This is a genomic window from Granulicella arctica (assembly GCF_025685605.1).
GTDB lineage: Bacteria > Acidobacteriota > Terriglobia > Terriglobales > Acidobacteriaceae > Edaphobacter > Edaphobacter arcticus.
Window position 1 is genome coordinate 1,034,292 of sequence record NZ_JAGTUT010000001.1, and the last position, 13,403, is coordinate 1,047,694.

The following is a 13,403-nucleotide window of genomic DNA, read 5'->3' on the forward strand; positions in this document are numbered from 1 at the left end:
AAAGGACAACAAAAACTAATGAGATTTGTTGGCTTTTACAGATTCCTTACCTGCGGGCGAGCTGTCTATACAGCTCGGGCAAGGAGCTATTTAGTCGTGGTAGCGCTGCTCGCCTGCTGGAATGGGAAGGGTGAGGCGGTTCTGCTGAGGGGGGAGGGGGCAGGTGGCGTAGGGGGTGTAGGCGCAGGGCGGGTTTTCGGCTCGGTTGAAGTCAAGGACGATGGTGCCGGTGCGGCCGAGGCCATTTGAGGGCAGGCCGGTGTAGAGGAAGCGGCCCGCGCCGTAGGTACGGCTGTTGCTGGTGGTGTCGCGGAAGATGAAGAAGAGGGTGTTCTTCGAGTCGCCGTCCATGATGGGGAAGAGGCGGATGGTCTGGCCGTAGAGGGTGAACTCGGCCATGCCGGGTGAGGACTCGTGGCTGAGCTGACCGAGGACATTGGTGACCGCGAGGTTGCCGGCCATGGCGGAGGGGACCCAGCGGGCGGTGACGCGGTACTGCAGATCGGGGGAGTACCAGTGGAGGCCGCGGAAGGCCTGACGGGTGGGCGCGGCTGAGTCTTTGACGCGGAGGTAGAGGCGGTCGCCGCGCTTGATGAGGACGATGAGATAGGTTCCGCTCTGGAATTCGGCGTCGAGGGGGACTGGGACCGAGAGGACTGGATGGCCATTGAGGGTGGCGTCGTGTGGGAAGCCGCCGGTCGGTTGGATGAGCAATACGGTGTTCCCGGTGAGACGGAAGGTGGCGAGGTGGGGTGGGGCATGCTCGAGGCGGAGGCTGCTGCCGGGGGCTGAACCCACGGTGGTATCGCCGGGCTTGAGCCATTCAAGGGCGATGAGAGAGAGCCAGCCGTCGGGTTGAGTGAGGGCTGCGGCGTGGTCCTTCCGCCAGCGATCGAGGGTGAGGAGATAGGAGGGATCGGGGTGGTTTGAGGCAACGGCCTGCGTGGTGAGAAAGCGGGGCTGCGGGTCGGCGGATTCTTCTGGCTTGTGGTCGGTCATCGTGTATGCGTGGGTTGGCGTCTTTTGCAGGATAAGGCAGAGGGTGAGGAGTAGGAAGATGCGGGTTGGCTTTTTCATGTGCGCCTGGGACGGGCTAAGGAAGCGTTGACTCGAAGACTTTGTAACGGTGCTCGAGCTCCCACTGCTGGGTGGCCTTGTCGCTGGATCTCAAGAAGGCCTGGCAGGTTGCATTTGGGGTTTCGGCTCCGACGGGTTGGGTGGCACAGGCGAAGGTTGTTCGGGTGAAGTTGTCGGGCTGCTGCCAGAGGCTGGGGCCAGCGAGGAAGCTGTGCTCGAGCGAGGTGCGGGCCACGGTTTTGAGGTCGAGGTAGCTGAGGCTGAAGTCGGTGGCGGCGCGGGCGTACTCGTGCGTGAGGTTGATGCGGGAGACACCTTCGTCGTCGGTGGAGAGGGCGAAGGGGACGTGGGCTTTGCGGTACGCCGGGAGGGAGTGGTGGTTGAGGGTGACGCCGAGGATGCCGTCGTTCGAGGTGAGGTTAATCTCGACCATGATGTGGCGATCGGCCATCTCCTTGAGGAGGGTGTCGGGATCTTTCTCGTACATGATGTCGACGCCGTGGCCGATGCGTTCGGCGTGGCCGAGTTCGACGGCCTCGCGGATGTGGAAGCGGAGACCGGAGGGCGGGACGAGGCCGGGGGCGAGTTCGCCGGCGTGGAGGGAGATGTGGACCTTGGGATAGACGGTGTGGAGGTAGTCCAGCATGAGCATCTGGCGGTGGTACTCGGACATGGCGAGGCGGGCATCCTCGGGCTGGACGAAGTTGATGCCGACCACGGTGGGGTCAACGGAGGCGAGTTCAAAGTAGAGGAGGGTCTGGGCGAAGACCTGCTCGGGCGGAAAGGCGCGGAGGACCTGACCGAGAAAGCGGATCTGGACGGCGCAGGCGGGAGTAGCGGCAGGCGTGCCGCAGTGCTCGATGTGCGCTCGGGTCGCGAGAGAGTCGGCGAGGTCCTTTTGATCCTGCGCGATGTTGCCGCGGAAGGCCGGGTTGGCGAGGAGCTGGTCGCGAAGGTGGGCCAGCTCTGCGGGAGTTGTTCCAGTGGGATCGCCGGCGGGGTTGAGGGCGGTGTCGTAGGGGGTGGCAGGCCACCCTAGTTCCCTGCCCGCGCCGGCTGCGGCGTTGAAGTTCGGGGACTGCATGATCTCGAGGTACTGCTCGTTCTGATTGGCGGCGCGGGTGGCGACCTCGTCGAGCCATTCGCCGGCGTGATCCTTGAGACCACCGAAGCGGGCGAAGGTGGCGAAGAACTGATCGTGACCGCTCGTCCCGGGTGTAGGAACGAAGCTGCGCATCGAAAAGGCGTCGACGAGATCGTCGTAGAGCTTTTGATCCTTGAGCGTGGTGGCTGCGGCAACCTGACCCTCGGGACAGACGGCCTGGGGTGGGAGGCTGCGCGTGGTGCCGATATTCTTGGTAAGGCTCAGGGTTGTCGGGTTGATGCAAAGATTGTCAGCGACAGCGTTCTGGATGAAGGTTTCTGCGTAGACGGCTCCGGAGAGATGCATGTGGAGGTCAGCGCCTTTGGGCATGCGAACGAGGAAGGCGTTGAGCTCGAGCGGGCTTGCTTTTGCGGCGTCGAAGGCTCGGATGGCGCGCTGCGTCTGCGGCGATTGCGCGGCTCTTGTTTGAGCAAAGGAAGGCAGGGCAGCTAAGAGAAGCAGGGTGAGGCGGAGGTGGCGGCGCATGAGACGTCCTCAATCTTGGATAGCGGAATGAAGATAAGGATACAGCGGGTTTGGCGGAAGAGCGTTGCATTGCTATACTTAGGGAGCGCCTGAGCTGCTGGCTCCTGTCAGTGGCGGAAATCCCCCGAACAGTTCCGACTGGAGGCAAGGATTAAGGCGAGAGAGTGTGCCCGGACGACCTTGGCGGTCCCGAAGCGCGGTTTGCAGTTGCCAAGGCCAGATAGCTCAGTGGTAGAGCGCGGCCCTGAAAAGGCCGGCGTCGGCGGTTCGATCCCGTCTCTGGCCACCACATTCTAAAGAACTTAGCGGCAACCAAAGAGTTCGTGTTTTAGCCCGACGTACAAATAGCGTACATCTCGGCTACGCGAACTTTCCTACCTGTACTGCTCCCTGCTCTTCCGGCTTCGACTCCATCATGCTCCAGAGCACCTTGGCCGTTGTCCCGGTCTTGGTGATATGAGCACGTCCAAGCTTCGCGTAACGCTCTGTCATCTTGATGTTCGAATGACCGAGAAGCTTGGCGAGTTCGTAGAGATCGCCACCGTTCATCATGTACCAGGACGCAAAGGTGTGGCGCAGATCGTGGAACCAGAAGTTTCGAATCTGGGCTCGTGTGAGTACATCCTCGAAGCTCCCTTCCAGTCTTTGCCTTCCACTCTTTTCACCCCGTGTTGGCGGGAAGATGCGATCTTCACCGATCACCGCAGGGTAACGCCGAATCTCTTCAGCTAGCTCTGACGTCATGGGCACGTAACGTTCCTTACCCTTTTTCAACTTTGCTCTCACTGCAATCAGCTCTTCGCGGTACAGCACGTCCGACCAGCGGAGCCGATGAACCTCGGAAGAGCGCATCCCGGTGGAGACAGCGATCAATACAATCAGCCGCATCCGTAGATTGGTCTGATTGAGGTCCTTGGTTCCTTTCCGAAACATCCTTTCGTCAAGGGCCACCTTTAGTCTCTCGAGTTCTTCCTTCGAGAGGAAGCGTTCCCGCGAATCGTCGGGACGCCTTACCTCAACCATGTCGGCTGGATTACGTTCAAGACCAGTCTCCTTGGACCAGATGGTCGAAGCCTTCTTCATCAGATGATGCATGACGTTGAAGTGGCGTACGGCAGTGTTCTCCGCCAAGCCCCGCTTGCTCGTGAGGTTTTCGTACCAGCGCTGGACGTCAACACCGTCCACCTCCCGCACGAACATCCGACCCAACTCAGCCCGAATGCCCTCCACGATGCTCTTCTCTCGATCCGCAGAAGCCTTCTTGCTTCCGTAATGCAGCCAGTACCGATCAATCAAATCCGACATGCTGTAATTGACCTCTTTCCTTACATCGAGGTGCCGGTTCTCATCGCGCAGCGAGAGCTTCTTACGCTCTACCTTCTTCGCGAGTTCGTCTGAGCCGTGAACCTTTGCGCTCTTATGGCGACCTCCTTCGCGCCAACGAACTTCATAAACTCCCTTTTCCTTCTTCAGAACAGACATATCTGCTTCTCCTTTAGTCAATGGTTTCGATTGTGTGTTGCTCGATGTAGCGTTCTAACGCCCGCATATCGAACCGCAACGCACGACCGACCTTGACGCAGGGGACCTCCCGTAACCGGGACTTTCTGTAGACCGTGTCTACTTCAAGGCCCAGGTATTGGGCTGCCTCCTTGACGTTCAGGAGCCGCCTTCCAATGACTCCATTTGACACCAACTCAGTCGTCTTTTGGTAGAGCATTGTGCCTCCGATCCGTTGCTTGAGACCGCACACGGATTTCTTCATCCACGCAAACGCTGGCGGTTGTCGAAGTTGCTGGGGTGGCGATCGAAGGACGGAACCAACTCAGAAGTATTTCCCATGCGGCACCTCGCGTTGTCGATCAGCTTCAAGCGTGAAGTCTCCGCGAACTTCAGTCCAATACTTCTTTTCGATTTCGCCACAGTTTTTGTCTATGTCTACGGCACAAGACGATATGCAGACGGTTACCTCGAGGAGTCCGGTCTCCGCGAAGAGCCCAATTGACATTTTTGATTTGTTGCCAAGAATAGGTTTTAGCGCAGGTTTTTCCACAGCCGATGCTTGGGCCTGTGGGATCGACGAAAGCCAGTGGAGTATCAAGGCCGATGTCAGATTCCCTCACATTTCGTCTCCTCCGATACATCAAGGCGGCCACTGAGACGCTTAATTTTACCCGCGCTGCTGAACAAGTCTTCGTCGCACAGTCATCACTCAGTTCTCAAATCGGAAAGTTCGAAGACACCGTTGATCTCTTGCTATTCGTCCGTTTGCAGAATGGTCTAAAGCTCACCTCGGCGGGCCGCATAGTTGCGACCTTTGCAGAGAACACGCTGAGAGAGTGGGACCAAACTCTGGCAATGGCCCTCGCTGTCCAGCGCAATGAGGTGCCACCGTTGCGCCTCGGCTTCTCCTCTTTCATCAATGCGAAGCTCCTCGAGAGATTTCGAGAGAACTATGAAGGGATGTTCCCCGGATGCGTCATTCACCTGTGGAGCGGCGATCCTCTGCTGTGCCTGCAACGACTCGATGCCAGGGCGCTCGACTGTGCGATTATTCCCCTGCCAGTGGATGCGACTCTCTACAACGTTCAGCAGATCGCTCAGTCTCCCTTAGTGGTTTGCATGCGGTCCGATGATGTACTCGCTGATCGTGCGCAACTCGACATTCATGAAGTAGCGGAACGCATCACAATATTCCGCGACCCAGAGCTGCATCCCTCGGCACATACACGACTGGTAGAAATGTTCAAGGAAGTAGGCATCCCGATTCATTTAGCCTGCGCCGCTCGCACTCCCTCAGAGATTCAATGGATGGTTAAAGAGCGCTACGGTCTTGCGCTGATCGACCAGCTAACGCCTCTTGATCCTGGCTTAATTACGCGACCAATTGCGGGTGTCAATTGGACGGCAGATACCGCCTTTGTTCATGCGAGCCACATGGATCATGTCGCGCTCCCATTCATCGAACGATTCTTTCAGCAGACCTGGTCAGCTTCGAGGAGAAGCAAGCGTCCGTCGAAGACGCGACATCCCGAGCAACTAGAGTTGCTCGGTTGAGCCCGTGACCGTAGCCATAGACAAAATGTGTGGCGAAATAGATAGGAACTGTTGGACGAGGAGATGAAGCGGCTTTAGGTTTCACTCATGGCGAAGCGAATACGCCATCAGGAGAATGCCAATGCCACTTCGTTCATGCTTCCGAACACACAATCTTCATCGAAAACTACTCCACGCAGCGCGTGTGATGGGGCCAACGCTTGTCGCGTTCGCCTTCGCAGGTGTTGCTCACGCCCAGGGAACGATGGACTTCTCAGGAGCGCAAACGCTCATGGGAACGTTTAAGACCTTCGCAATATATGCGGGCGCCGTTATCTGTTTCGGCGGTCTGATTTTCGCCGGAATCCGCATGATGAGCGGTCGGTTTCAGGATGCCATTCCAGGGCTCTTCGGCGCATTGTTCGGTGCCGGAGTTCTCGGTTGGGGAGCTGGCTGGATCGGATCCTTAACCGGGCAGTCGATGTAGGAGGTGACATCGACCATGACCAAGCGGGGAGAGCCGTTACCAATCAATCAAGCGCTGAATCGACCGAGAGCCAAGCTTGGTCTCGATCTTACAGCATGGATGGCGATCGTATTCGTCTGCGTAACGGTTTTCCTCGTTGGTTTTCGCTTGTTGGCGATGTTGGCCTTCCCGACGCTTGCGGTCGGCGCATGGCTCATCGTCCGTAAACACCCGAAGATGTTCCAACTGTGGGGCCTCAGCCTCAACCAGAAGAGCTACTATGACCCGCGTAAACACTGAGCAGCTCAAACATACTCCGTGGTTCGCCAAGGCAGGAGCGGCGTGCAGCATCGTTCCGATTGCGCGCTTTGTCGGGCCAGACATCTTCGCCCTCAAGGGCGGCGGTTACGGATGCCTGTTCGCTCTCACCGGCATCGACGAAGAGGGCTTGACCGACCAGGAGCTTGAGTCGCGAATGCGATCCATCGAAGGCTCGTTGCGCGGCCTGCCGGAGGGATCGTGCCTTTACCAGTACACCCGTGTGATGTCGGGGTTCGATCTTCCGCGTCAAGCCAGGTACCCGAACCCTGCCACGGAGGTATTCGCGAGTGATCGCCTGATATTCCTTGAGAAGACGGCGGGCTTCCGCCGTATCGACCTGCACTGGTGCCTCACGCTGGAGCCGTCTAAGGTGAAAGCGTTTGAGCGGAAGCCGCAGGAAAACGCCGTAGACACGTCGCGGATGCTAGCAGACCTTGAGAAGACCGCAACCATCCTTCAGAGTCATCTTGGCAGCGCCATTGGCTTGCAGCTTCTGGGTAAGAACGAAACCTTCCAGTTCTTCAGCTATCTATTCAACCTTGAAGAATGGGCGCAACAGGATCAGCTTAGCAGCGATGCCGGTGTGGACCGGCAGATCGTGAAAACTCCGATTGCATGGCACAGTGATTATCTCCAGGTCGGCAAGCGCCATGTGCAGATGTTTTCGCTGAAGACGACGCCGGAAGCGTCGAGACCCTGCCTCTTCTCCAGCCTGTTGACGCTCGATTGCGACAGCGTCCTGTGCTCGACCTGGAGGGTGAAATCCACTACCTCCGCCCGCAGCGAGATCGACGCACAGGAGAAGTTCATCTCGTTTTTCAAGGTCGGTGTACTGACCCGCGTGATGAGCGGGCGTGACACCGCTTCGCTCGAAACCGGGGCGGGTGCGAAGGCTGCCAATATCAATGTCGATGACCTGAGCGAAGTCATCCGCTCGCTCGACAAGAAGGCCCAGGGCGAATACTCCCTGCGGCTGCTGTTGGCAGCCCGCAACCAAGAGCAGCTGCGTAACACCGTCCCTGCTGTCCATCGGATCTTCGTCGATGCCCGAGCGCAGGTGATGGAGGAGACCCTTGGCAACCTGTCAGCCTTTTATGCGATGTTTCCCGGGAATCACAAGTTCAATGTCTTTCCGCTATGGCTGGCGGAGGACCATCACGCGCGGCTCTCCTCTGTGTTCGCTCCGCACATCGGCCATCCCCACTCGGAAGACCTCGACAACGAGTACCTCAATATCTTCGAGACGCGTACCCGGACCCCGTTCTTTCAGGATGTGTATGTGGACGGCGTACGCGTCATGCTCATCATCGGACCCACAGGGTCAGGAAAAAGCGTGGTGGGTAACGCCACCGTAGCCCTGGAGCAGAAATACGGTGGCTTCACCTACATCTTCGACATCGGCGGCAGCTACGAAAGCGTGGTGGAGCTGTACGGCGGCAAGGTTGATCGCGTAGGCAAAGACGGTCCGCGTGTGAATCCGTTCGCCCTGGAGCCGACCGAAAGCAATATCAAGTTTCTCTACTCGTTTATCAAACTCCTGCTCACCAATGGCGGCGCGGAGCTGGAGCCGGAAGACGACGATGTGATCCATAAGGCCGTGCAGGATATGTACCTGCTCGACCCAGAGAACCGCCGTCTGTCCAATCTGTTTCTGCCGAAGAAACTCGACCGTTATCTGTCGAAGTGGGTTGGGAAAGGCATCTATAACGCCGTCTTCGACAACGTCGAAGACAGCCTCTCGCTGTCGCGTCTGCAATGCTTCGACTTCCAGGGCGTGAACAACGAGCAGTATGCCGACCTGATCGAGCCGCTGATGGTATGGCTCCTCCGGCGTATCAATGACGTTCTGTACAACCCCGCCAATCTGGGCGTTCCCAAACACATCCTCATCGAAGAGATCTTCTCTTCGATGAAGAACAAGCAATTGCTTGACGGCGCTCTCGCTTCCATCAAGACCGTTCGCAAGAACCTTGGCGGCGTCACCATGATCGGCCAGTCCGCAGACGATCTAGGTGCCAACGCAGACAGCATCGTCAACTCCTGCACGTCGTTCCTGTTCCTAAAGGACGCGACCTTCAATCGGAAGCGGTATGCCGAGCTGTTCAAGATGAACGAACAGCAGATTGCGCTCTTTGAGAGTTTGCAGGACCGCGAAGGTCTCTACATGCGTCGCGACGGCATCACCAAGGTCGTCACTTTGAACCTCGACAAGCGCAGTTACGCCACCTTCTCCACCAAGCCGAAGGACCGGGTGCGCCGGTCGAAGCTAATTGAAAAGTACGGTCTCACCGAGGGCATCGATCGCTTTGCCCAGGGAGAGACTGTGTAACCAATTCCCAAACCAGAAAGGCCAGTGCCATGAAACCACTTATCCCCATCGTCGTCTCCGCCGGACTCGCGCTGGCCTCTACCCAGTGCCATGCCGCCGATACACATCCTCTCCAACCGAATGCGCCTCGTACCGTCACCGTGTCCGAGGCGGACACGCCTCCTGTGATTCGCGCCGGCCTGCTGCAATCGACACTGATCGTCCTTCCCGCTGAGGAGAAGGTTGCTAACGTCTTCGCTGGCGACACCGTGGATTGGGTCTTCGATGGCGGCCACGTTGCCAGCCGATTCATCAGCGTCAAGCCCAAGGTTGCGAATGGATCGACAGACATCCACATCGTCTCTGACCACGGAAACGAGTACACCTTGCAGCTGCATGAAATCTCAAGCGAGCCGGATGCCCACTTCGATTCCAAGGTCTTCATCGCGCCCGGCGACCAGGCGGCAAAGGATCGCCTGACACAGCTTCCTGTCTTTGTGCCTGCCGCTGATTTGGACAAGGCCAAGCAGGAGGCAGCTACCGCTAAAGCTGCCCAGGCAGCAGAGCTAAAGGCCGAAGAGACGAAGGCCGAGCAATATAGGAGCCAATATCCCGGCAACCTCCACTTCGATTACACCTGGGACCAATCGAAGGGCAAATCTCTTGGCCTTCAGCAAATCTGGCGCGATGACAAATTCACGTACCTGCGCGGACAGTTCCAAGAAACGCCTGCCTTGTATGAAGTGAAGGACAAGAAGGGCTCGCTCATCAACTTCGATTTCAGCAATGGCCTGTACACCGTGCCGAAACAGATGGACAACGGTTATCTCGCCATCGGTAAGCAGAAAGTCGAGTTTCATCGCGTGGGAGGGGCAAACTAGCCATGACTGAGCCGAATCAGAATTCCCCCGCCACTGTCCCCGACCAGCCGGAAGCGAAGTCGCCACTCAAGAAGGGTATGCCCGTAGTGGTAGTCCTCGTTGTCATCATTGCCCTGATCGGCGTCGCCAATGTGTCGAGCCTGTTGAGCGGCAACAAGAAAGCAGCCCCGGCAAGCGCAATGACCATGCGCCCCGCTTCACCGAATGCCCAGCAGGTAAACAGTTTTTCGACGCAGCAGCAGGTGCAGGCCCAACGAGACGCGGAGGAGCGCCAACATCAGCAGGAATTGGCCGCTGCGATGCAGCAGCTCCAGGCCGAACAGAGTGTCCCCGGCCCAGAGGCAGCAGGCACACAGCCGATGACAGCGGCGCAGCGCGATGCGATCTATGGCAATAGCCCAAACGCGCCGCAGCACACATCGAACGTTTCCCAGGCTCAGGCAGAGGCCAAGCAAAAACAGTTAGCGAAGGAGAAACAAGCGCAGGACGCTATCAATAGCGATACGGTCGCTATCGACTTCGCCCACGCGGGCGCAACGCCCGGTGCCGGTGCCGCCGTCCCGTCGCAGGCGGCAACGGCTGTATTGGGGGAGCGTGAGGAGGCACATTCCCAGACGGCCGCGGAAACTCCCAGCAGTCCATCTCCCACTGGCGCGAGCGACAAGCCCGGTGTTGTGCAGGTGCCCTCCGCTCAACAGGCCAAAGCTGTGTCCAAGGCCGACGCGATGGCAGGATACGACTTCGATAACTATCAGGGCCGTCTTTATCGTGTCTTCGAGGGAACAGTATTTGAAGGGGTTGTCACCAACCATATTGACGGTGGGTTGAGCGGCCCGATTCTGGTCATGCTCACCACCGACTACTACTCGCACGATCATCAGCAGCTTCTCATGCCGCAGGGGACGCGGTTGATCGGCACAGTACAGAGCGTGGGCAATGCCCAGCAGCGAAAGATGTTTGTAACCTTTCATCGGGCCGTCTGCCCCGATGGCTTCTCACTGGACTTTGACAAGTACATCGGCCTTGACCCACTCGGCACGACCGGCCTTGCAACGAAGGTAGATCACGGCTATCTGATGGCCTTCGGCGCGGCGGCTGCCGTAGGCGGCTTAGGTGGTTTGGCGCAGATCGGCAACAACGGAAGTGTGCTTACAGCGTCGTCCCAGATACGCAGCGGGATCTCCGAGCAGTCGGCCACCGAGGGTGAGCAGGTGTTGAACCACTTCCTGAATCGGCTGCCTGTCATCACGCTCAAGGAAGGTTCCCGTGCCCGCGTCTACGTCGGGCGCGACATCCTCATCCCCTCCTACGCGGAGCATCGCGTCGATCCAACCATGTAAATGCTCTTGTGAGAGAGGAAAACCGCATGACCACACTCACGATTACAAGACGCAACAGGCTCATTGTCTCAGTCAGTGCATCCATGCTGGCTCTCACTCTTCTCCTCTCGCCTGTTGGCCGTAGCTCTGTAGCCAGCACGCTCGATTGGTTTATCCAGACCGTTGACGCCGTGACGGAGTTTCCATGCAAGATCGTGACCGACATCCGTCACTTTTCCTTGGACAGGTTGGACCCCACCTGCCCGCAGTGCTTCTAGCTCTTTCACCCAAAGGAGGCTGTATGAAACTCGTGATGACGAAACGTAACAAGTATCTTCTAACCGGCGGTCTGCTCCTGTTGACCGCTACACCCAGCTTCGCTCTTTTCGGGATCGGCGACATCGTCTTCGACCCGACCAGCTACGCCAGTCTTGTGTCGCAGCTCACGACTCTGGAGTCGCAGTACAAGATGCTCCAGAACAACATCACGCACTTCTCCATCAAGCAACAGTGGCAGACCACCTTGAATGCCATGAAGAACGCCAACGTCGCGAATATGTTTGGCGAGACGAGCGGTATGAGCATCGCGCTGAATACGAACTCGCCCAGCGCATCGTCCACGGCGTGGACAGCCGGAACGATCAAGGTCAGCGGGAACACAACCACCTATCTGCAAGGACAGACGCCGGGTAGTGCCCAGCTTTCACAACTGGCCATGATCGAGGCGTCGGACTCCATCTCCCCCGATTGCCTTACCGCAGTCGGCCAGTACAGGGGCGCGAGGACACAGAACGTCACCGCAAACAACACGCTCGTCTCGCAGCAGCTCGACATCAGCAATGGCACGAACACAGAGGTCGAACAACTCAATCTCCTCAATGCGGCGGAAGCACAGAAGATGTCCGAGATGCAGTCACAGGGCGTCTTGCAGGCTTGCCTTGCTTCACAGATGACCGTCACGAACATGCAGCAGCGGAACGCCGCAGCGCAAGACCTGAATACCGCTGCCTTTGTTCAGCAGCAACGCTCAACCAATAATGTGAGCGCGGCTAACGAAAGCAACACCTGGCAGACCTATCTTCCCTGATTCGGAGACGCGATGCTGAAAGCGATCAACACCAAACTACTCCTTGCGATCCTTGCGGCGCTGACCGCCATCGGCAGCGCCGTCATTTACCAGAGCCATGAGGCTCATAAGACTGCCGCCATCCTTCAGCAGCAACAGCACGACGCCGAGGAACGCAACGAGGAAGATGAAGCGTTCCGCAAGAAGGTCGAGCAGGACAAGAAGCGGCACAACTCTGCCGCTGGTAACGAAGGCAAGACCTGGAAGAGCTACATCCCCTGATTTCACTGGAGACCGATATGAGCATCGCCGTTCTCGCACAAGCACTGCCGTCCGCGTCGTCAGGCATGGACTGGCTCTACCAGTTCACCAACAACCTGACCAACCTCACGACGCAGAACGGCGGCGCGTTGACCCAGTTTGGCTGGACGGAGCTGAGCTGCATCTCCCTCTTTACCCTTGTGAACATGGTCATCAACTGGAACACCAGTACGATGACGTTTCGGCTGCATCACCATCCCGTGCGTGCTGGTGACCTTACCCACTTCCTGCTCAAGCTCATCGTGTGCAGCTTGCTGCTGAACTACTGGGTGAACTCGTTCCCAGGCGCTAGCTTCGGCATCAATCACTTCTTTTCTTACATCGCACAGGCGATGGTCGCGGCATTCGATCAGCATTCGCTTGACCAGTTGCTCCAGCTTCTCAAGAACGCCGGCGATGGAACGTCCATGCCTTCCTTCACCGCGCCGGTTCAGATCCTCTGCTACGTACTCGTCCAGATCATGCTCGGACTCGCTTCCGCCATTCTGTTTGTCATTAATTGCAGCGCCTTCATCCTTTACGGGGTTACCGCGCTCTTTGGTCCTGTCTTTGTGCCGTTGCTCATGACACAGACCTTCAAAGCAAAGTTCTTCCAGTTCCTCGATGTCCTCATCAGCTTTGCCATGATTCGCGCTGTCGCTGCGGCGTTCATTTATGTGTGGGCCGGATTCATGAACGGGTTTCTCCAGCAGACCTTCAACGGCAACTATTCGATGGATATGTGGATCGCCAATCTGATCCCTTGCTTAATGGTCTTCGTCGCTTTCATCATAAATATGCTGTTCATTCCGAGCATGACCCAGGCCATCTTTGGCGGTGCCGCTGGAATGGCGGGAAGCATCGGAAATGCCGTTGGGAAATTGGCTTCAACGGCAGCCGTTGCGGGAGGAGCGTAAATGTTCTGGTATCTGATGGATGTTCTCGCGCTGAAGAAGCTGGGTTTGGCTAGACCTCTTCGCTATCTCTTTCTGCTATTTC

General features: G+C 57.7%; 14 protein-coding genes and 1 tRNA gene. 11 read left to right on the forward strand and 4 right to left on the reverse strand.

Annotation, left to right across the window (positions count from 1 at the left end; translation table 11 throughout):
* Nucleotides 1-90: 90 nt before the first annotated feature.
* Together OHL20_RS04270 and OHL20_RS04275 are read right to left on the reverse strand one after the other, a co-directional pair.
* Nucleotides 91-1,077 (reverse strand): DUF1684 domain-containing protein, encoded by a 987-nt coding sequence (locus OHL20_RS04270; protein ID WP_263381975.1) that lies wholly within the window; start codon nucleotides 1,075-1,077, stop codon nucleotides 91-93.
* 16 nt (nucleotides 1,078-1,093) lie between these two features.
* Entirely contained in the window at nucleotides 1,094-2,707 is a 1,614-nt protein-coding gene (locus tag OHL20_RS04275) for an adenosine deaminase family protein (RefSeq protein ID WP_263381976.1), read from the reverse strand.
* 214 nt (nucleotides 2,708-2,921) lie between these two features.
* Between OHL20_RS04275 and OHL20_RS04280 the strand changes: the two genes are divergently transcribed.
* Nucleotides 2,922-2,996 (forward strand) — tRNA-Phe (locus OHL20_RS04280).
* A 71-nt stretch (nucleotides 2,997-3,067) separates the two neighbouring features.
* Here OHL20_RS04280 and OHL20_RS04285 read toward each other — a convergent pair.
* Nucleotides 3,068-4,189 (reverse strand): tyrosine-type recombinase/integrase, encoded by a 1,122-nt coding sequence (locus OHL20_RS04285; RefSeq protein WP_263381977.1) that lies wholly within the window; start codon nucleotides 4,187-4,189, stop codon nucleotides 3,068-3,070.
* A gap of 13 nt (nucleotides 4,190-4,202) precedes the next feature.
* Entirely contained in the window at nucleotides 4,203-4,472 is a 270-nt protein-coding gene (locus OHL20_RS25140) for a helix-turn-helix domain-containing protein (RefSeq protein WP_396271602.1), read from the reverse strand.
* A gap of 341 nt (nucleotides 4,473-4,813) precedes the next feature.
* On the opposite strand from OHL20_RS25140, the gene OHL20_RS04290 reads away from it, so the two are divergent.
* From OHL20_RS04290 to OHL20_RS04335, 10 genes are all read left to right on the forward strand, one after another.
* Nucleotides 4,814-5,764 (forward strand): LysR family transcriptional regulator, encoded by a 951-nt coding sequence (locus OHL20_RS04290; RefSeq protein WP_263381978.1) that lies wholly within the window; start codon nucleotides 4,814-4,816, stop codon nucleotides 5,762-5,764.
* A 121-nt stretch (nucleotides 5,765-5,885) separates the two neighbouring features.
* Nucleotides 5,886-6,230, forward strand: coding sequence for a hypothetical protein (locus OHL20_RS04295; protein WP_114205617.1), 345 nt, complete (start codon nucleotides 5,886-5,888; stop codon nucleotides 6,228-6,230).
* A 15-nt stretch (nucleotides 6,231-6,245) separates the two neighbouring features.
* Entirely contained in the window at nucleotides 6,246-6,509 is a 264-nt protein-coding gene (locus OHL20_RS04300; protein WP_058188582.1) for a VirB3 family type IV secretion system protein, read from the forward strand.
* Nucleotides 6,490-8,859: a VirB4 family type IV secretion system protein gene (locus OHL20_RS04305; protein ID WP_263381979.1), complete on the forward strand. Its 2,370-nt coding sequence runs from the start codon at nucleotides 6,490-6,492 to the stop codon at nucleotides 8,857-8,859. Before OHL20_RS04300 ends, OHL20_RS04305 begins: the two co-directional genes overlap by 20 nt.
* A gap of 29 nt (nucleotides 8,860-8,888) precedes the next feature.
* On the forward strand, nucleotides 8,889-9,719 hold the full coding sequence (locus tag OHL20_RS04310; RefSeq protein WP_263381980.1) for a TrbG/VirB9 family P-type conjugative transfer protein: 831 nt from the start codon (nucleotides 8,889-8,891) through the stop codon (nucleotides 9,717-9,719).
* A 2-nt stretch (nucleotides 9,720-9,721) separates the two neighbouring features.
* Nucleotides 9,722-11,059, forward strand: coding sequence for a TrbI/VirB10 family protein (locus OHL20_RS04315; protein WP_263381981.1), 1,338 nt, complete (start codon nucleotides 9,722-9,724; stop codon nucleotides 11,057-11,059).
* A 26-nt stretch (nucleotides 11,060-11,085) separates the two neighbouring features.
* The gene (locus tag OHL20_RS04320; RefSeq protein WP_263381982.1) at nucleotides 11,086-11,316 is read left to right on the forward strand and encodes a hypothetical protein; all 231 of its coding nucleotides are present in this window, start codon (nucleotides 11,086-11,088) and stop codon (nucleotides 11,314-11,316) included.
* Between the two features lie 23 nt (nucleotides 11,317-11,339).
* Nucleotides 11,340-12,125, forward strand: coding sequence for a hypothetical protein (locus OHL20_RS04325; RefSeq protein WP_263381983.1), 786 nt, complete (start codon nucleotides 11,340-11,342; stop codon nucleotides 12,123-12,125).
* A gap of 12 nt (nucleotides 12,126-12,137) precedes the next feature.
* Nucleotides 12,138-12,386, forward strand: a complete 249-nt coding sequence (locus OHL20_RS04330; protein ID WP_263381984.1) for a hypothetical protein — start codon at nucleotides 12,138-12,140, stop codon at nucleotides 12,384-12,386.
* Nucleotides 12,387-12,403: 17 nt separating this feature from the next.
* Nucleotides 12,404-13,321 (forward strand): type IV secretion system protein, encoded by a 918-nt coding sequence (locus OHL20_RS04335; RefSeq protein WP_263381985.1) that lies wholly within the window; start codon nucleotides 12,404-12,406, stop codon nucleotides 13,319-13,321.
* The last annotated feature ends 82 nt before the right edge of the window (nucleotides 13,322-13,403 follow it).